19 protein-coding genes and 2 tRNA genes are annotated in these 17,850 nt (G+C 61.0%); 12 read left to right on the plus strand and 9 right to left on the minus strand.

From position 1 onward, the window contains the following. The 8 genes from DRB19_RS02425 to DRB19_RS02460 all read right to left on the minus strand — a co-directional run. On the minus strand, positions 1-161 hold a 161-nt coding region (locus DRB19_RS02425; RefSeq protein ID WP_162815561.1), incomplete at its 3' end, for a transposase. Positions 162-229: 68 nt separating this feature from the next. Next, positions 230-844 carry a restriction endonuclease gene (locus DRB19_RS02430; protein ID WP_114184443.1) on the minus strand — a complete coding sequence of 205 codons (615 nt, stop codon included), beginning with the start codon at positions 842-844 and terminating at the stop codon, positions 230-232. A 488-nt stretch (positions 845-1,332) separates the two neighbouring features. Then, on the minus strand, positions 1,333-1,989 hold the full coding sequence (locus DRB19_RS02435) for a LuxR C-terminal-related transcriptional regulator (RefSeq protein WP_162815562.1): 657 nt from the start codon (positions 1,987-1,989) through the stop codon (positions 1,333-1,335). A gap of 952 nt (positions 1,990-2,941) precedes the next feature. Then, complete coding sequence (locus DRB19_RS02445; RefSeq protein ID WP_114184446.1) at positions 2,942-3,559, minus strand: hypothetical protein; 618 nt, start codon at positions 3,557-3,559, stop codon at positions 2,942-2,944. A 245-nt stretch (positions 3,560-3,804) separates the two neighbouring features. After that, on the minus strand, positions 3,805-4,425 hold the full coding sequence (locus DRB19_RS31790) for a peptidoglycan-binding domain-containing protein (protein WP_114184447.1): 621 nt from the start codon (positions 4,423-4,425) through the stop codon (positions 3,805-3,807). An 812-nt stretch (positions 4,426-5,237) separates the two neighbouring features. Further along, positions 5,238-6,815: a DUF6538 domain-containing protein gene (locus DRB19_RS02455; RefSeq protein WP_114184448.1), complete on the minus strand. Its 1,578-nt coding sequence runs from the start codon at positions 6,813-6,815 to the stop codon at positions 5,238-5,240. 79 nt (positions 6,816-6,894) lie between these two features. Continuing rightward, positions 6,895-6,969 (minus strand) — tRNA-Thr (locus DRB19_RS29705). Between the two features lie 168 nt (positions 6,970-7,137). Beyond that, positions 7,138-7,213: transfer RNA gene (locus DRB19_RS02460), tRNA-Ala, on the minus strand. Positions 7,214-7,392: 179 nt separating this feature from the next. Here DRB19_RS02460 and DRB19_RS02465 point away from each other — a divergent pair. Genes DRB19_RS02465 through folD form a run of 3 tightly spaced genes read left to right on the plus strand, consistent with a single transcriptional unit; the run spans position 7,393 to position 8,914 of the window. Beyond that, on the plus strand, positions 7,393-7,683 hold the full coding sequence (locus DRB19_RS02465) for a YggT family protein (RefSeq protein ID WP_114184449.1): 291 nt from the start codon (positions 7,393-7,395) through the stop codon (positions 7,681-7,683). Between the two features lie 14 nt (positions 7,684-7,697). Further along, positions 7,698-8,012 carry a DUF167 family protein gene (locus DRB19_RS02470; RefSeq protein ID WP_114184450.1) on the plus strand — a complete coding sequence of 105 codons (315 nt, stop codon included), beginning with the start codon at positions 7,698-7,700 and terminating at the stop codon, positions 8,010-8,012. After that, positions 8,009-8,914 carry a bifunctional methylenetetrahydrofolate dehydrogenase/methenyltetrahydrofolate cyclohydrolase FolD gene (gene folD / locus DRB19_RS02475; protein WP_114184451.1) on the plus strand — a complete coding sequence of 302 codons (906 nt, stop codon included), beginning with the start codon at positions 8,009-8,011 and terminating at the stop codon, positions 8,912-8,914. Before DRB19_RS02470 ends, folD begins: the two co-directional genes overlap by 4 nt. A gap of 4 nt (positions 8,915-8,918) precedes the next feature. Here the strand turns inward: folD and DRB19_RS02480 are convergent, their stop codons facing one another. Further along, entirely contained in the window at positions 8,919-9,806 is an 888-nt protein-coding gene (locus DRB19_RS02480) for a LysR family transcriptional regulator (RefSeq protein WP_114184452.1), read from the minus strand. Positions 9,807-10,010: 204 nt separating this feature from the next. Between DRB19_RS02480 and sdhC the strand changes: the two genes are divergently transcribed. The 9 genes from sdhC to mdh all read left to right on the plus strand — a co-directional run bounded on the left by sdhC (position 10,011) and on the right by mdh (position 17,787). Next, the gene (gene sdhC / locus DRB19_RS02485; protein WP_114184453.1) at positions 10,011-10,406 is read left to right on the plus strand and encodes a succinate dehydrogenase, cytochrome b556 subunit; all 396 of its coding nucleotides are present in this window, start codon (positions 10,011-10,013) and stop codon (positions 10,404-10,406) included. 13 nt (positions 10,407-10,419) lie between these two features. After that, positions 10,420-10,836: a succinate dehydrogenase, hydrophobic membrane anchor protein gene (gene sdhD, locus DRB19_RS02490; RefSeq protein ID WP_114184454.1), complete on the plus strand. Its 417-nt coding sequence runs from the start codon at positions 10,420-10,422 to the stop codon at positions 10,834-10,836. A gap of 8 nt (positions 10,837-10,844) precedes the next feature. After that, positions 10,845-12,671 (plus strand): succinate dehydrogenase flavoprotein subunit, encoded by a 1,827-nt coding sequence (sdhA, locus tag DRB19_RS02495; RefSeq protein ID WP_373867332.1) that lies wholly within the window; start codon positions 10,845-10,847, stop codon positions 12,669-12,671. 14 nt (positions 12,672-12,685) lie between these two features. Next, positions 12,686-13,468: a succinate dehydrogenase iron-sulfur subunit gene (locus tag DRB19_RS02500; protein ID WP_114184456.1), complete on the plus strand. Its 783-nt coding sequence runs from the start codon at positions 12,686-12,688 to the stop codon at positions 13,466-13,468. Positions 13,469-13,545: 77 nt separating this feature from the next. Beyond that, on the plus strand, positions 13,546-14,073 hold the full coding sequence (locus DRB19_RS02505; RefSeq protein WP_114184457.1) for a hypothetical protein: 528 nt from the start codon (positions 13,546-13,548) through the stop codon (positions 14,071-14,073). Between the two features lie 68 nt (positions 14,074-14,141). Further along, a complete protein-coding gene (locus tag DRB19_RS02510) occupies positions 14,142-14,732 on the plus strand; it encodes an AprI/Inh family metalloprotease inhibitor (RefSeq protein ID WP_114184458.1) in 591 nt (196 codons plus the stop codon). Positions 14,733-14,773: 41 nt separating this feature from the next. Then, entirely contained in the window at positions 14,774-15,967 is a 1,194-nt protein-coding gene (zapE, locus tag DRB19_RS02515; protein ID WP_245439242.1) for a cell division protein ZapE, read from the plus strand. Continuing rightward, positions 15,964-16,596, plus strand: coding sequence for a TetR/AcrR family transcriptional regulator (locus DRB19_RS02520; RefSeq protein ID WP_114184459.1), 633 nt, complete (start codon positions 15,964-15,966; stop codon positions 16,594-16,596). The genes zapE and DRB19_RS02520 overlap by 4 nt, the downstream gene beginning before the upstream one ends. Positions 16,597-16,824: 228 nt before the next feature. Then, positions 16,825-17,787, plus strand: a complete 963-nt coding sequence (gene mdh, locus DRB19_RS02525; protein ID WP_114184460.1) for a malate dehydrogenase — start codon at positions 16,825-16,827, stop codon at positions 17,785-17,787. The last annotated feature ends 63 nt before the right edge of the window (positions 17,788-17,850 follow it).

Here is a 17,850-nt window from a genome sequence, read left to right on the forward strand (position 1 = left end):
CGGATCTCGGTCACGCCCATTCCGGCGAACTGCTTCTTCCACCTGTAGAAGGTTGGCTCGGTGATCCCCATCTTGCGGATCACCTCGGCCACCGGCGTGCCGCTCTCGGCCTGGCGCAGCGCAAAGGCGATCTGCTCTTCCGTGTAGCGCGTCTTCTTCATGGCACTGACCCTCCTCAAGGATCAAAATGCCCGGAAAAGTTGTCCTCCGAATGGACCAGTTTGACGGGTCAGGACCAGTGAGCCCGAGCTGCTGCCAGTGCTTCTTGCTGGTGGAGCCGGGGGAGACGAGGCTCTGGCCGTGCCGCACGTCCTTGGAGGGCAGCGGTGATTAGAGACCACTGCTCCTGTTCCAGCGTAAGCCAGCGGTCCAGTCCGATCTCGACTGTCTCGCCCATCAGGGCTCGCTTACGGATAGGCTTGGAGGAGGTGTGAGCCACAACTCGCTGCGACAGCCCTGCCACTGAGGCGAGAGCGACGAAGGTGCCTAGTTCCTGGCGGGTTACGGCTCGATCGGGGTTGCTGTGAAACTTACATTGGATGGCCCAAAGTTCGCCCTGAAACGTCTCAGCGAGGATGTCGATGCCTTCGTCCGTGGCAGGTAACCCCAGCCTTGCCCTGACCTCATCCGGCACCTCGCTCCATCGCCACACGCTCCTGAGTTTAGATTGGTACTCAGGTTGGGTCTGGAGATAGAGTTGCGTCAGGCGCTCGAAGGTATCCCCCTGCTGGGAGATGTCATCGAGTTGGACCAGAGCGTCCCAGAACTCGGACCAGTTGCGGGACTGCTTGATGATCTGCTCAGTGACTGACCTGCGGGATAGGGCAGGGGATCGGACCAGCATGGAGGCTCTCGGTGCTTATAGCTACGCTTGTAGTCTCACAGATAGCTATTCAGCTCTCAACCACTTAACCGTAGTGCCGGTGAAAGATTCATCTCCAGCAGTTTTCCCTCTGGATGAACTAGGAGCCTGACGGTGATCTCATCCCGACTTCCTTGGTCAGGGCGCTCTTACATCCGGACCCAGTTGGCTGCCGATCAGATTGAACACTTCCTACCATTATGTTCAGGTCTGCCAGTCTGCTCCAACGATTGGCATCTGAGAGCCCGCGCATGAGTTTTCATCCGGTCGGTGCAGGTGGTCACTAATGGCTGATGACTCGGTTCGCCCGGAAGAGTATTGGCGAGGCTGCTCAAGCAAGCATCGACGGCGTACCGGGTCTGGGCCACCTTTCCGGTCCAATGATCAGCATGTGCTGATGTTGCGAACACGCAAATCGAAGCAGCGAGAATGATCCTCATGCCTGTTTCTCTCACGGTTCCTGGAGGTGCCTAGTCACGTCTCAAATCAGGTGCTGAGCTGAGGTGAGTTGTTGCCCACATGGCAGCCTGGGTGCGGTTTTGGGCGCGGATCTTTCTCAGGATCGCCTTGACATGAACTTTCACCGTTGCCTCAGCCACACCCAACTTGCGGGCTATGATCTTGTTCGGAGCCCCTTCTGTCAGCAACCGGAGGATCGCCTCCTCCCGGCCAGATAGGTTTCTCTCCCCTGGCGAATGGGTATCGATTGGTGCCTCTGCTGTCCCGGGCTGATGCTCCTGTCGGAGCGCGTGTGTCATATCATTGGTAGCGGACAGGATGACGGCAGCGGGGAACACACTCTCTCCCAGCACGATCAGCTCAAGAGATTTGATCAGGATCTCCGGGGCTGTTGCCGTGTCGAGAACTCCCGCCGCTCCGGCCTGGTAGGCCAGCACGATCTCATCCCAACCGACGTTGTCGGCTAGAAGAACGATCCGGGCAGCCTCGCCCTGCGCCTTTAGCTCCCTGATAAGATCAGCCACATCAGAGGGACTGCCGCTTGTCTCTATCAGGAACAGGATGGCCTTGGCATCGGGAAAACCCGGGAAACCTGATGGACGGTCGACGGCCTCGTCTTGGATCTGGAACTGAGTCTTCGGCAGGAGGTGCTTGATTCCCTCGCGCATCAGGAAAGTGTCGCATATCAAGACGGTGGGAATCTCCAATACATCCTGGGCTGCTAAAGCGTCATAACATTCATGAGCACCATGAAGAGACATTGATTAACTCGCATCTGTTAGGGCCAAGAAAATCTTTGAGCCCGACCGGCTGAAGCAGAGCCGAAGCATTTGTGCACCAAGCGCGGATTCTGAATTGATCGTATCTCCAGAGAATGTGCTGAAATCTGCCAAAGGTCGCAGGATCTTTAAGCCATTGGTCTGATCTCGTTTGATTTGTAGTAAGCTGCGAACGTGTACCGCTGAGCGGCCAAGCCTCAACAGAGGCTACTCGCTCTTGCTGTACCTCCTGGACAACAAGCTTTTCTTGAAGCTTAGCTATAAGCGCGCCCAGTCTACTTCTCCGGCCTCAGGTGATTTTGTCGTCTCAACATTCGTGGGTCAGAGTGCCGGCTGATCAGAGCCCCCTCATGCGGGAGGGCCGCTAAGATTCTGCCGCCTCAGGCGAATTGCAGCTTCCTCCACACTGATCAACAGGCTTTGTGCGCGACCAAGCGCAGTTCCTCGACACTCCTCCTATCTCATGAGACGTTCCCGATCCGTTCCAGCTGAGTCGAGCGGGGATTATGAGGAAGCGGATACGAGATGCAAGGCTCTCCGTGGAGCAGATTCTGGAAGCTCGATTGCGCTATGCAGACGGCGAGCAGGAACTATCCAAGCTTGCTCGGGACTACCGGGTCCACCGTGAGGTCATCAAAAGAGTGGTCCTAGGGGAGTCTCATAAGCACCTCCCGATGCCGCCTGAGAGGCCTTGGTGAGTCCTGAACCAGTAGGATGGGGTTATATGGGTGCCTTCAAAGCCAAGATCGCCGCCAGTGACGGAGGGGGATAGCGGAAAGGGCGCTGCGGGAGGCGGGGTGGGTACAGGGAACGCGGCCTAGACGCTCCGTAGTACGCGCTTTCACGTTTTTCGGGTGCAAACATCCAATTGCAAATCAGCTAGAACCCTCTTGTTAACCTCCGATGCAAAGAGCCGCGCCTTTTCTATGTGGCCGTCTCTAATCAAGGGACCCAACGTGCGAAAGCACTGCGAGTTTGCTGCGATGAATTTGGTGAGTTCAACGTTGGGTCTGATGAGGGGAGATGCGATCCCAAGCTTCTCATAGCTCGTAAGGACGGCACTAATCTCTGCCATGAAATCTTCCGGGTTTCCTCTTTGTAGAGCGGGGGGTGTTCTAAGATGTTTCTCGATCCGTGCTGCAAGAAGGAGTGACCGTTGGCCTAAGTTTTCGAGGTGTTCCTTCGGGACCGCAGCGTCATCTTGGTTCTGACGACGAGCCATGAAAGCGATACGCCATCCGAACAGCAATCCAGCGAGGAAGGTGGCGACATACCGAAGGTAAAAGGTGTCGATTGCCCATCCGAGCCAAGCTGCGGCCTGTGTCACGCGGAGATGAGGGGCCGAGTAGAACCCTAGCTCATCCGCCCATCTGACAAAGAACTCTCCGATGATGGCCCCGAACACGAGAACGAATAACCAACGAAGGGCGGTGAGGATTGGGCGGATTGTCTGGCTCATGTTTGGGTCATCTTGTCAGGTACGACCCTATGTCTGGCAAGAGTTGTTCACAGCTATCCCCAAGCTCATTTCCTGCCTACAGGACTTGCCTACAACCAAGAGGAAAAAGCCTTAGTTATCAACGATACAACCGAGCTGCTGCCCTCTCACGGCGAAACAGGGCGGCTCTGAGCTGCCCCGCATTAAGCTCATGGTGATTGAAGCCGAGGGTAGCTTAAGGCACCTGCGTGCGTGGCACAGGTCATTTACTGGATTGATATACCAGAGGCAGCTTCAAGAGCTTGCACTGTCGCCGGTTCTAGATTGCCCGTAACCGTGATGCCTTGGGCTCGCTCGAAGGCTTGGATAGCTTGACGGGTCTTGGAACCCATTCGCCCATCGGCTGTAAGCGGTCCATATCCGAGCTTGGTTAGGGCCTCCTGCACGGCATCTACTCGTACTGGACCGTTCGCGGGACTCGTCGCGCCAGTCTGAGACGGACCTCCGTCATCTGAAGCGAGCGCCGATCCCAACTGAGCCCGCGCTTGAGCGATCGACTCCGTCAGTTGCGCCCGTGCTTGCTCAAGGCTCTTTATCTGCCCCTGGACAGACGCGAGTTGACCTTGAGCAATCTTCAAGTCCCCGGTGCTTTGGCGAAGTTGGTCGTATTCGGCAGTGACCCGACGATGCTCCGCATTGAGCTGACTGATCTCATTCTGGAGACGCGTAGTCTGCTCACGGAGGGCATCCTCTTGGCTTCCTGAGAATGCAGCCGAGTAGCCGTAGAGACCCCACCCCAGCAGGGCCAGAGCCCCGAGGACTCCGCTTGTTACCTTATAGGCTGTTGTCTTGTCGCTCGTCTGCGCTTCCATGAACTCACTCATCATCGATAACGGAGACCGTAGACTTAAGAACGCCTACGGGGCTCCGCAATGAATGAGAAACTGTGACCTGAGGAAGGCGGCCTCAATCTAGAAATAGGGAAAGGCGACCCCTGAGAGCCGCCCCCTGTGTATTCCTAGTTTAAGTGAAATTAGATAGCTCCACGTTGGTTACCTCGGGAAGCTATCGAACCCGGAATGTAGAAGCAGCGTTGATCATCTGCCAGGTGACACGAACTGATCCTCGCGTTGATAGGCTTGGCGACAGTGATTGCTAAAAGTGAGTTGCGAGAAGCGAGAAGCGAGAGCCTCAGGACGCCCCTCCTGGGGCTCTTATTTTGTCAGCCCCGCCGAGGAACACGACCCCAGGTCCACCGGTCGGTATAGGCGCACTCCCATGAGCCCCTCCAGCCAGACCGGAAGCTAGGCTGCCGGAGGTGAGCGATCGGGAATAAACGACGTTCTCCAGCGTTAATTAACTAAGCAGTAACCTGAGGAGGCCGTGATGGTGAGAGACGACATCCTGACAACTGTTCTGTTGCCGTTAGCCACAGCGGCCGGACTCGGTGCTGCCGGGGTTATAATCGTCATCATCGCAGGAATCGTTTGAGCCTGACGACTGCTCTAAGCCTTGGTGCCGGATGTCGGCCCTGTGGACCCTTGGCTCTCTGCTCTGCGTTAATTCAGAGGGATGTCGATGGGGTTCACCTATGACCAACTACCATCTCTGGTCTGCCGTCCCGTTAGTGGCCGCCGCTGGTTTGGGCACCCTTGGTGTCCTGATCGCCGTCTGCTTGGGCTTCGCCTTGGATTAGGCATCAGACCTCGTACCGAGGCAGCTTAATTACCTCATGATAGAGCCCGGCCATGTCACCATAGACTGACCCAAGGCCGGGAAGCGTGTGACCGAGAATGTACTCACGCTTCTCGTGATCCATGCCAACGGCTCTGGCCTTGGTCGTGAAGCGGTGCCGCCACCCGTGGTTAGGCTGAACGCGCTCATCGGTGATCCCAATAGACCGGACCCACTTAGCAAGCTTCTCTGATTGGGATTGTGCGCCTCGCCCTTTCTGATCCTTTTCGCTGAAGAACAGAGGGCTAGGGGAGGCACTCTCAATGAACTTCAGGAGACCAATCTCCTCAAGCTGAGGATGGAGGGGAACGTCACGGTAAACCCCGTTCTTTGTGCCCATGATCCTAACTACGTGGACGCCCTTAACACTCCTGAAGCTGTCCTTACGTAGCGCAGTCACTTCCGAAACACGGGCTCCAGTGAAGGCGCAAATCCAAGGGACCCACCGCTTGCCTGAGGCGAGACCTTCACTTTCTTGGCGAGGCTTGGAGTAGGTGAGGGCAGCCTTGAGGATGGTCTCGGCCTCATCGTCAGTGAAGCCGCTTTCCCGCTCCACCCTTCGCTTTGTAACACGAATCGTCACATCGGCAGCAGGATTGCTGGGGAGGCGCTTGTTCTCCACGGCCCACCCAAAGACAGACTTGAGGGCTGCAAGGTCAGCATCCTTGATCGTCTTTCCCGACTTACCTTCAGCAAGCCTCGCATCCTTGAAGCGGATGACATCCTCAGCGGTGACCCTCGTCGCGTCATCATCGCCGAGGAAGGCGCGGAAGTTGGTGAAGACCGAACGATAGCGATTGGGAGTGGCAGAGGCTCTATTGAGCTGGATGGCCTCCTTCTCCCATGCTTCGAACATTGAGGTCATGGTGAGGGGGTTAGTTTGCTTCTCAGATGGCTTATGGAAGGAAGGGAAGCGATTTGCGCGGGGATCTGGAGAGTAGTCCCCATCTGCGAACTTCTTGATCTGGTGAGAGGCCTGATCGAGACCCTTACTTACCTCAATGAGAACCCGTTCACGGCTTTCCCCATCGATGACTAAACCCTTATGCCTCACAATGGAATCAGCGATGGGACCAAAGCGATCTTCCATTGACCGCTTCACCTTGGCTTGGTGACCAATCATCAGAGCGCCATAACCGAAATTACCAGCTCTGGCCTCCTCATTCGCCTCAAGGACGTTCGCCCATCTCTCGTAGGAGCCAGGGTTCTCCTCAAAGGCCTTCACGAAGGCACTGTAAATCTCACCAGCGAGGGCTACAGCATCCTTCTGGGAGAGCTTCTGTGGCCCCCTCCTCACTGCACCCCAGAAATTGTTGAGAGCCGTTAGGGCCTTGGCGAATCGCGTCTTAGCTTCGCGGGGGTCGCGCGTTCTAAGGGAGGCTTTTACAGTCTCACCAGCCCTAGCTTGGACGGTCTCATCGCCTACAGGAAGGCTGATGTTTTGCCCCTTCACCGTCGTGACCAAATCAGATGGCACACGAATGCGAAGGTAGAAAATGCCTGTCTTTGGGTCTTTCCAAGGGGAAGCCATCTTGAGAACCATGTGTACCGCCCTTGTGTACAGGTGGGGCGGCCTCAAAGTCTTGTCCTACAACAAGTTCTTGGTTTCTCAAAGGTTTGGCTGGTGCTGCCAGAGAGGATTGAACTCTCGACCTCTCCCTTACCAAGGGAGTGCTCTACTACCTAGCTAAACCCACACGTTTCGCTTTGTCAGACCAAATCTGTGAATGCAAACGGAATCGACCCACACAAATTCCGTTGGTGGATACCCTCTTCAAACCAGCGATATTGTGTCGCTTGCTTACCCACTGCTTACCAGCTCATTCACTGCGGGCAACACAAAGCAGCTACATCATTGAAAAGCTTGGTGGAGCTGAGGGGATTCGAACCCCTGACCTCTGCAGTGCGATTGCAGCGCTCTCCCATCTGAGCTACAGCCCCGGCCGGTTGTACGCGACCAAGCGGCCGGGTTTTAGGCTCGGGGGCTCGGGTCTGTCAATCGTTGATGGAGCCTGAAACCGCCATTCTTTCGGATGGGATTGGGGCCTCCGGCGGATCCCGGGTTGTTCCGAACTGCCAAGAACGCTACATGAGCACGATCCGTTCCTGACAGGTTTCCCATGCGCGCTCTGCTCGAAGTCATCCTGCTGGCCTTGCAGCTTTATGTTTACCTCATCGTCGCCTCGGCGATCCTGAGCTGGCTGGTCGCCTTCAACGTCGTCAACACCCGCAACGATTTCGTCCGCTCGATCTGGAATTTCCTTGATGCGGTGACCGAACCCGCCTTGCGGCCGATCCGGAGGATCCTGCCCAATCTCGGCGGGGTCGATATTTCGCCCGTCATCCTGATCCTGCTCATCATCTTCATCCAGAAGCTTATCGTGGATTACCTGCTCCCGGCGGCCTTCTAACGGCGGCTCACGCCTTGCCCTTGCGCATCCGCCCGGACGGGCTCGAGGTTCGGGTGCGGGTCACGCCCCGAGGCGGGCGCGACGCCATCGACGGTGTCGAGACGCTCTCGGACGGGCGAGCCGTCCTCAAGGTTCGGGTGCGGGCAGCGCCGGAGGATGGGGCAGCCAATAAGGGCGTCCGGAAACTCCTGGCCAAGACCCTTCGGGTGCCAGTCTCTTCCGTGAGCTTGGAAGGGGGAGCAACCAACAGGCTGAAGACATTTCTGATTTCGGGAGACGGAGCGGCTCTGGCAGCCCGTCTCGCCGCTTTGACAGGACAGCATTCATGAGCGCCAGCATCATCGACGGAAAGGCTTATGCGGCGGGTTTGCGGGCTCGCATCACCGATGCGGTCGGCGACATGGCGCAACAGGGGGCGACGCCGGGGCTTGCCGTGGTGATCGTCGGCGAGGATCCGGCCAGTCAGATCTACGTGAAGAACAAGGCGCGCCAGACCGTCGAGGTGGGCATGCGCTCCTTCGAGCATGTGCTGCCAGCCTCCACCAGTGAGGCCGAGCTGCTGAGCCTCGTGGCTGGGCTCAACGCCGATCCGGCCGTGGACGGCATCCTCGTGCAGCTGCCCCTGCCAAGGCAGATCGACGCCCAGAAGGTGATCGAGGCCATCGATCCCGCCAAGGACGTGGACGGCTTCCACCCCATCAATGCCGGCAAGCTGATGACCGGCGTGCCGGGCCTCGTCTCCTGCACGCCTTTGGGGTGCCTGTTGCTCATCCAATCCGTCCAGCGGGATCTCGCGGGTCTCAATGCGGTGGTGCTCGGCCGGTCCAACATCGTCGGCAAACCCATGGCCCAGCTCCTTATCGGGCAGAGCTGCACGGTGACGGTGGCCCATTCGAAGACCCGCGACCTGCCGGAGGTCTGCCGCGAGGCCGATATCCTTGTGGCGGCTGTCGGACGGCCTGAAATGGTGCGGGGCGATTGGATCAAGCGGGGCGCCATCGTGGTGGATGTGGGCATCAACCGGGTGCCGAATCCTTCGTCCGGGGAGGGCAAGACCCGCGTCGTCGGCGACGTGGCCTATGCGGAGGCGTCAGCCGTGGCCTCCGCCATCACGCCAGTGCCCGGCGGCGTCGGGCCGATGACCATCGCTTGCCTGCTGCGTAACACGCTTGAGGCCGCGTGCCTCCGTCGCAGCCTGCCGATGCCATCCCTCGACGTCCGTTTGGCGTAATCGCTCACGCGCCTTTTCTCAGGTGCTCGACCAACTGCCGCGCCGACGACGGCAAGTCCTTCAAGGCACGGATGCACAGGGTCAGGTCGCGGGCTGCCCATGGGTCCTCCAGGCTGACCACGGCGATTGCCATGGTTCTGGCTGCCCGCTGCGCGGTGGTCTCCGGCACGATACCGAGGCCGACGCCCGCCTCCACCATACGGCACACGGCATCGAAGCTGCGCAGTTGAACCCGCAGGCGTAAGGGGCGACCGATGCGGCCCGCCTTGTCGGCGAGGAAGCGCTGCAGGGCGCTCGCCCGGTCGAGCCCCACGAAATCATGCTCCAGCACTTCCGCGAAGGCGATGCTGCCCTTGGCCGCGAGTGGATGCCCCTTTGGCGCAACCAGCACGAACCGATCGCTGCGGAACGGATAGGTCTCCAGCCGCCCCGTGTCGACGGTGCCTGCCACGATGCCCAGATTCCCCACGCCCTCGGCGATCAGGCCCACGATCTCGTCGCTCAGGCGTTCCTCCAGGTCGATGCTGACCTGCGGATGCTCGGCCAGGAAGGCGCTCAAGGCCTCGGGCAGGAACTCGGTCAACGCATTGGTGTTGGAGAGAATGCGGATCTGGCCCGCAAGGCCGCCCGTGTAGGTGCCCAGGTCCTCGCGCAGGCGCTCGGCCTGGGCCAGCATGGCGCGGGCGTGTTGAAGAAGGGTGCGTCCGGCGGGCGTAGGGACAACGCCCTGGCGGTTGCGCAACAAAAGAGGAGCGCCGAGCGACTTTTCCATGTTCCGGATCCGAGTGCTAGCCGCCCCCAGAGCCAGATGGGCCCGCTCCGCACCATGGGTGATGCTTCCCGCCTCGACCACATGGCGGAAGAGGCTTAAATCCGTCAGGTCGAATTGCATAAACGATCCTTCGTCATTCGCGAAGGTAGATGAGAATTATTACAAATTGTACAAGTCCAAACCTTAAGGCAGACTTCGCGTCTGACGAAGCATGCCTTTTGTAAACCAGGATCGCACGAGGCGCATTGCGGTGTTGCGGCGCTTCAGATACGAACCATTCCAAACTAGGCGCGACGTTCGTGTCGCCGATCAGGAGTCTACGCCATGGCTGAGGCGAAGGTGGCCCCGAGGCCCTTGTCCCCGCATCTTCAGGTCTATCGCTGGTCATGGACGATGGCCATGTCGGTTGCTCACCGTATCTCGGGCATGGCGCTGTATGGGGGCATTGCGCTCTTCGCGATCTGGCTGGTGTCCCTGGCCGCTGGCCCCACGGCCTTCGACCGGGTGCAGTGGTTCTTCGGCTCGCCCCTCGGGATCCTGATCCTGTTCGGCTACACCTGGATTCTCATGCACCACATGCTGGGCGGCGTGCGGCACCTCGTATGGGATTTCGGGCACGGCATGGAGCCTGCCCAACGCATCAACATGGCCCGCTTCACCCTCGTCGGCTCGGTCATCCTGACGGTGCTGATCTGGGTCGTCGCCTTCGTGGCGTTCTAAAGGAGACAGGCTCATGGTCGACAACAGACCCGATACCCGCGTTTCCATGCGCACCCCGCTCGCCCGCGTGAAGGGCCTCGGCGCCTCCGGGCACGGGGTGGAGCATTGGTGGCTTCACCGCATGACGGCGGTATCCAACGTCCCGCTCATCATCGCCTTCGTGATCATCGTGGCGGCGCTCGCCGGCAGCGACTACGCCCGGGCGATCGACATCATCTCCCACCCGCTGGTGGCGATCATCCTCATCCTGGCGGTCATCTCGGTGACGAACCACATGCGCCTGGGCATGCAGATCGTCATCGAGGATTATGTCCACGACAAGGGCTACAAGATCGCTGCCGTCATCGCGAACAACTTCTACGCCGTGATCATCGCGATCGCGTGCCTCTACGCGATTCTCAAGGTCAGCCTCGGCCGGATCCTGATTTAAGGAACAACATCATGGCTCAAGGAACGAACGGCGCCGCCGTCAACGGCAAGGCCTATACCATCGTTGATCACACCTTCGACGTGGTGATCGTGGGCGCGGGCGGCGCGGGCCTGCGCGCCACCGTCGGCTGCTCGCAGGCTGGTCTTCGCACCGCTTGCATCACCAAGGTGTTCCCGACCCGCTCGCACACGGTCGCGGCGCAGGGCGGCATCTCCGCGTCGCTCGGCAACATGGGCCCGGACGACTGGCGCTGGCACATGTACGACACCGTCAAGGGATCGGACTGGCTCGGCGATCAGGACGCCATCGAATATCTCTGCCGCAATGCGCCGGCAGCCGTCTACGAGCTGGAGCACTGGGGCGTTCCCTTCTCCCGCACGGATGAGGGCAAGATCTACCAGCGCCCATTCGGCGGCATGACCACCGATTACGGCAAGGGCACCGCCCAGCGCACCTGCGCGGCCGCCGACCGCACGGGCCACGCGATCCTGCACACGCTTTACGGGCAGGCAGTCCGCAACCAGACCAACTTCTTCATCGAGTACTTCGCCCTCGACCTGATGATGGACGATTCCGGCCGCTGCATCGGCGTCGTTGCCCTCAACCAGTCGACCGGCGAAATCCACCGCTTCCGCGCCCACATGACGATCTTGGCCACGGGCGGCTACGGGCGCGCCTATTTCTCGGCGACCTCGGCCCATACCTGCACGGGCGATGGCAACGCCATGGTGCTGCGGGCGGGCCTGCCGCTCCAGGACATGGAGTTCGTGCAGTTCCACCCGACCGGCATCTACGGCGCGGGCTGCCTCATCACCGAGGGCGCGCGGGGCGAAGGTGGCTATGTGACGAACTCCGAAGGCGAGCGCTTCATGGAGCGCTATGCGCCCTCCGCCAAGGATCTTGCCTCCCGTGACGTGGTGTCCCGCGCCATGACCATGGAGATTCGGGCTGGTCGCGGCGTCGGCAAGAACAAGGACCACATCTACCTGCACCTCGACCATCTCGACCCGAAGATCCTGCACGAGCGCCTGCCGGGCATCTCGGAGAGCGCCAAGATCTTCGCGGGCGTCGACGTGACCAAGGAGCCGATCCCGGTTCTGCCGACCGTCCACTACAACATGGGCGGCATCCCGACGAACTATCATGGCGAGGTGCTGACGCTCAAAAACGGCAACCCGGATACGGTGGTGCCGGGCCTGATGGCGCTGGGCGAAGCGGCCTGCGTGTCGGTGCACGGCGCGAACCGCCTCGGCTCCAACTCGCTCATCGACCTCGTGGTGTTCGGCCGCGCAGCCGGCCTTCGCTGCGCCGAGATCCTGACGCCCAACGAAAAGCACACGGACCTGCCCAAGGGCGCGGACGAGCTCGCCCTCTCGCGTCTCGACAAGTTCCGCTACGCCAACGGTTCCACGCCGACCGCGGAGCTGCGCCTCGAAATGCAGAAGACCATGCAGAACAACTGCGCGGTGTTCCGCACCGGCGAGGTGTTGGAAGAAGGCAAGCAGCTCATCCACAAGGTCTGGAACGGCGCGGCCGACGTGCGGGTGACGGACCGCTCGCTGATCTGGAACACGGACCTGATCGAGACCCTCGAATTCGATAACCTCATCGGGCAGGCGGTCGTCACCATGGAAAGCGCGGCCAACCGCCAGGAATCCCGCGGCGCCCATGCCCGTGAGGACTTCCCGGACCGTGACGACAAGAACTGGATGAAGCACACCCTGTCCTGGCTCGACGACACCTCTCACAAGGTAAGCGTCGATTACCGGCCCGTGCACACCTACACGATGTCCAACGAGATCCAGTACATCGAGCCCAAGGCCCGCGTGTACTAAGGAAGAACTCAACAATGGCTCAGTTCACGCTTCCCAAGAACTCCAAATACACCGAAGGCAAGTCCTGGCCGAAGCCGGCCGGGGCTACCAACCTTCAGGAATTCCGCATCTACCGCTGGAATCCGGACGATGGCGCAAACCCGCGCATCGACACCTACTACGTCGACCGGGACGATTGCGGCCCGATGGTGCTCGACGCCCTGATCTGGATCAAGAACAACGTCGACTCGACCCTGGTCTTCCGCCGCTCCTGCCGCGAGGGCATCTGCGGTTCTTGCGCCATGAACATCATGGGCGGCAACACGTTGGCCTGTACACTCGGCATCGACGATTGCGACGGTGGCGCCATCAAGATTTATCCGCTGCCGCACATGCCGGTGCTGAAGGATCTGGTGCCGGATCTCACGAGCTTCTTTGCCCAGCACGCCTCCATCGAGCCCTGGCTGCACACCCAGACGGCGGAGCCCGAGACCGAATGGCGCCAGACCCCCGAGGAGCGCCAACAGCTCGACGGCCTCTACGAGTGCATCCTGTGCGCCTGCTGCACCACGTCCTGCCCGAGCTACTGGTGGAACGGGGACCGCTTCCTGGGTCCTGCGGCGCTCCTGCAGGCCTATCGCTGGCTCATCGACAGCCGTGATGAATCCACGGGCGAGCGCCTCGACAACCTTCATGATCCCTTCCGGCTCTACCGCTGCCACACGATCATGAACTGCGCCAACACCTGCCCCAAGGGGCTGAACCCGGCGAAGGCCATCGCCGAGATCAAGAAGATGATGATCGCGCGGGTCGTCTAAGCCGAATTTATGCCTAGCGCGCCTCAGGCGTTCTAAAGTAACACTCCGGGCAGAACGATCATTGCCCGGAGCCTCCGTTGCCTGCCCTTATTGCCCTACTCACAGCCCTCGGGGCAGCCGCCTTTTGGTTCTATCGCCTAAGGGACGCCGGACGCGCGGCTTTCGATGTCATCGACTCCGCCCAGCGCATCCGGGGCATCTACCGACGCAAACGCTTCCTGAGCAAAGCCGAAAGCTCCCCCATCGCGTCAGTCGACGATCCGGCTGCGGCCGCGGCCGCCATGCTGATCGCCCTGGCGGCCTCCCGCGGGCGCCTCAGCCTGGCCGCCGAGACTGCCATCAAGCACGAGATGCAGACCACCATGGATCAGACGAACGTTGACGAGGCCTTCACGTTCGCCCGATGGGTCGCCGATCACGCCAATGACCCAGGCGATCTGACCTTGAGGTTCGCAAAGCTCTGGATGAACACCCTGCAGCCCTCCGAGCGGAGCGACCTTCACGCCATGGCGTGTCGCATCGCTGCCGTGGATGGAGATCCTACCGATCTTCAGACCGGGTGCCTGCGGGCCCTCCAGATGCGTCTCGGCTTGACTCGCGCCTGATTACTGCCATTTCACGGTACCCGATTGAGACCACCGGGACCGGAGTCCCGTAACACAATGAGGATGAGATGAGTCGTCACGGTTATGCCCTTGCTGCCACTCTCTGCGCGGTTCTGGCGCTCGGCGCATGCTCATCCGCCCGCATTGGCGGCTCGCCCATCCGCAGTGCCGCTGCGGCGCCGGCCCCACTGGAGGCGGAGCCCGTCGAGGCCGTGCCTACGGGCCCTATCTCGTCGGCTCCGCTGCCTCCGGTCGAGGGCCAGCCGCTGCCTCCCGTAGCGGGCGCGCCCATGCCTACGCCCGGCGGGACCGACGTGGCAGGCCTGCCTCCCGCGGCCGCACCGGCTCCGATCGCGCCCGCTGCGCCCGCGGCTCCTGCGAGCCGCACCGCCATGGTGGGCAATTGGACGGCACGCGACGCCTCAGGTGGATCGTGCCGGGTCCAGCTCTCAAGCGCGCCCGCTCTCGACCTCTACAAGGCCTCTGCCAGCGGCTGCTCGAACCAGGACCTGTCCAGGGTCAATGCCTGGGACTACCGTAATGGTGAGGTCTATCTCTACCAGACCGGCGGCGCCGTCGCGGCGCGTCTGCGCGGCTCCTCCGGGTCCCTCAGCGGCGTCCTGGCTAAATCCGGCGCGCCTCTGTCCTTGGGGCGATAAGGGATTTGCGCTCCGACGATGAGGAGGTTATCGGTCAATCCGTGACCGAAGCTCGCCTCCTTCATCCCCACTCCATCACCGCACGCTACGACGCCCTCGTGGCCGCCGAGGCAATCGAGCGCGACCCCGCACAGGTCGCTCTTCTGCGGCGGCTCGAGACCCTGGCCGAGAGCCTGAACGGCTACCGTCTCTCGCGCAAGGCCAGCGCCCTCGGCTGGCTGTTCGGCAAGCGCAATCCCGCGCCTCCCAAGGGCCTCTACGTCTGGGGCTCGGTCGGGCGTGGCAAGACCATGCTCATGGACCTGTTCTTCGAGGCCCTGCCGGTCCATCGCAAGCGCCGGGTCCATTTTCACGCGTTCATGTCCGATGTGCACGAGCGCATCCATCAGTGGCGGCAGAAGCTGAAGAACGGGGACGTGCGGGGTGACGATCCCATTGCGCCGGTGGCCGAGGCTCTGGCGCAGGAGGCCTGGGTCCTGTGCTTCGACGAGTTCGTCGTCACGGACATCGCCGATGCGATGATTCTCGGGCGTCTCTTCACGGCGCTTTTCGGGCATGGGGTCGTGGTGGTCGCCACTTCCAACGTGGAGCCGGACCGGCTCTACGAGGGCGGGCTCAACCGCTCCCTCTTCCTGCCTTTCATTGCGCTGCTCACGGAACGGATGGATGTCGTCCGGCTCGATTCACGCACGGACTTCCGCCTGGAAAAGCTCGCGGGCAGCCCGGTCTTCCATACGCCTGCGGACAGCGCCGCGCACGAGGCGCTGAGCGGAGCCTTTCGGCGGCTCACCGGCCGCACGGAGGGGCGGCCCATGACGCTGACCGTCAAGGGCCATCCGGTGGAAATTCCCCAGGCGGCTGGTGGGGTTGCGCGGTTCACCTTCGCGGATCTCTGCTCACAACCCCTCGGGGCCGCCGATTACCTGGCCATCGCGGATGAGTTCCACACGATCATCCTCGAGGACATTCCCCGCATGGGGTTCGATCGCCGCAACGAGGCGAAGCGTTTCATCACCCTCATCGACACGCTCTACGACGTCCATGTGAAGCTCTTGGCCTCCGCCGAAACCGAGGTTCACGACCTCTATCATGCGGAGACGGGGCGTGAGGTCTTCGAGTTCGACCGCACCGTCTCGCGCCTCATCGAGATGCGTTCCGAGGAGTATCTCGGCCAGCCGCATGGTCGGCCGGACTCCGCCAGTTCAGGCCAGTCGACCGGCCTGGTCGAAACATGAAGCGCCCGCGGGGCAGTCTCTCACGGTTCCAAGACACGGCAACGCCGGCTGACAGCCGCCTTTTGGCGATCGCAGACGACCAGCTGAAGCGCCTGGGCCCTAAGCAGGTCACGGTGGTGGCCATCGCGGATGCGGCCGGAATGACCCATGCGAACGTCTATCGGTATTTCCCATCCAAGGCGGCCCTGATCGATGCGGTGGCGGGCCAATGGCTTAAAGCCCTAGAGACACGGATCGCCGACATCGCCGATGCGCCCGACCCCGCCGACGACAAGATGGAGCGGCTGATCCAGGCTTGGTCCCAGACCCACCGGGACCTGCTCACCCAGAACCGGCATCTCTTCGACGTGTACTGCACGGCTACCGAAACCTCCCGCGCGCTCATACGAAAGCACCGCACCCGCATGCGCCAGCTCATCGAACGGGTGATCGACGAAGGGATCGCCACGGGAAAGTTCGAGCCGCGCGACCGGGAGAAGGCGCTAGCCTACGTGAGCGATGCGGCTTACCGTTTCATCAATCCGCTCGCCATCCGGCTCGACGCGGAGGTGCCGCGCGACGTCCTGGACCTGCGCTTGGCCATTACAGTCCGGGTTATTCTGCGGGCCTTGGCGGATGGAATAATATAATGGAAGTTACAGAATGAGATTTTTGTAACAGGAAAATTCCTGACGCTGTTTACCACCTAAGATACTGAAATAACGAAACAAACGGAAGTATGGCTCCAGCCCGGCACGGCCGCTAGCCCGTAAACCCTTGAGCTTTAACCTTTTGCTGGCTTGAACGAGGCTTATTTCTGAGTCAAACAGCGCCACTCCAAAAAGGCTCGCGCCTCTCCACAATCCAAGGACAAATCCATGGCCCGTCACAAGATCGCGCTCATCGGCGCTGGCCAGATCGGCGGCACGCTCGCCCATCTCGTCGGCTTGAAGGAACTCGGCGACGTTGTTCTCTTCGATATCGCAGAGGGAATTCCCCAGGGCAAAGGTCTCGACATCGCGGAATCCGCACCGGTCGACGGGTTCGATGCGAAGTACAAGGGCGCGAACGACTATTCGGCCATCCAAGGCGCGGATGTGATCATCGTGACCGCCGGCGTGCCCCGCAAGCCGGGCATGAGCCGCGACGATCTGATCGGCATCAACCTCAAGGTCATGGAAGCGGTCGGCAACGGCATCAAGCAATACGCCCCGAACGCCTTCGTGATCTGCATCACCAACCCGCTCGACGCCATGGTCTGGGCGTTGCAGAAGTTCTCCGGCCTCAAGCCTGAGAAGATCGTCGGCATGGCCGGCGTTCTGGACTCGGCTCGCTTCCGCCACTTCCTGGCCAAGGAATTCAACGTGTCGGTCAAGGACGTGACCGCCTTCGTGCTCGGCGGCCACGGCGACGACATGGTGCCGCTGGTGCGCTACTCCACGGTCGCCGGCATCCCGCTGCCTGACCTCGTCAAGATGGGCTGGACCACCCAGGAGAAGCTCGACGCCATGGTCGAGCGCACCCGCAAGGGCGGCGGCGAGATCGTTAACCTGCTCAAGACCGGCTCGGCTTTTTATGCGCCGGCTGCTTCCGCCATCGCCATGGCCGAGAGCTACCTCAAGGACAAGAAGCGCGTCCTGCCCTGCGCGGCCTATCTCAACGGCCAGTACGGCGTGAAGGACATGTTCGTGGGCGTGCCGATCGTGATCGGTGAGAAGGGCGTCGAGCGCATCGTCGAGGTCGAGTTCTCCGGCGACGAGAAGGCGATGTTCGAGAAGTCCGTCGCTTCGGTGCAGGGCCTCGTGGACGCCTGCAAGCAGATCAATTCGGCGCTGGCCTAAACGCATTCAGGCACAACGGTCCCGGAGGCGCTCGAGGCGCGCCGGGACGACGGAAGAGAAAAG

It is taken from the genome of Microvirga aerophila, assembly GCF_003332305.1.
GTDB lineage: Bacteria > Pseudomonadota > Alphaproteobacteria > Rhizobiales > Beijerinckiaceae > Microvirga > Microvirga aerophila.

Excerpts from the sequence above, each read along its gene's own strand:
- DRB19_RS02445 (WP_114184446.1), bottom strand. The coding sequence starts at position 3,559 with ATGAGCCAGACAATCCGCCCAATCCTCACCGCCCTTCGTTGGTTATTC.
- folD (WP_114184451.1), top strand. The coding sequence starts at position 8,009 with ATGAGCGCCAGCATCATCGACGGAAAGGCTTATGCGGCGGGTTTGCGG.
- DRB19_RS02435 (WP_162815562.1), bottom strand. The coding sequence starts at position 1,989 with ATGCGCGAGGGAATCAAGCACCTCCTGCCGAAGACTCAGTTCCAGATC.
- DRB19_RS02520 (WP_114184459.1), top strand. The coding sequence starts at position 15,964 with ATGAAGCGCCCGCGGGGCAGTCTCTCACGGTTCCAAGACACGGCAACG.
- DRB19_RS02480 (WP_114184452.1), bottom strand. The coding sequence starts at position 9,806 with ATGCAATTCGACCTGACGGATTTAAGCCTCTTCCGCCATGTGGTCGAG.
- DRB19_RS02465 (WP_114184449.1), top strand. The coding sequence starts at position 7,393 with ATGCGCGCTCTGCTCGAAGTCATCCTGCTGGCCTTGCAGCTTTATGTT.
- DRB19_RS02455 (WP_114184448.1), bottom strand. The coding sequence starts at position 6,815 with ATGGTTCTCAAGATGGCTTCCCCTTGGAAAGACCCAAAGACAGGCATT.
- DRB19_RS31790 (WP_114184447.1), bottom strand. The coding sequence starts at position 4,425 with ATGATGAGTGAGTTCATGGAAGCGCAGACGAGCGACAAGACAACAGCC.
- sdhC (WP_114184453.1), top strand. The coding sequence starts at position 10,011 with ATGGCTGAGGCGAAGGTGGCCCCGAGGCCCTTGTCCCCGCATCTTCAG.
- sdhD (WP_114184454.1), top strand. The coding sequence starts at position 10,420 with ATGGTCGACAACAGACCCGATACCCGCGTTTCCATGCGCACCCCGCTC.
- DRB19_RS02430 (WP_114184443.1), bottom strand. The coding sequence starts at position 844 with ATGCTGGTCCGATCCCCTGCCCTATCCCGCAGGTCAGTCACTGAGCAG.
- DRB19_RS02510 (WP_114184458.1), top strand. The coding sequence starts at position 14,142 with ATGAGTCGTCACGGTTATGCCCTTGCTGCCACTCTCTGCGCGGTTCTG.
- DRB19_RS02500 (WP_114184456.1), top strand. The coding sequence starts at position 12,686 with ATGGCTCAGTTCACGCTTCCCAAGAACTCCAAATACACCGAAGGCAAG.
- mdh (WP_114184460.1), top strand. The coding sequence starts at position 16,825 with ATGGCCCGTCACAAGATCGCGCTCATCGGCGCTGGCCAGATCGGCGGC.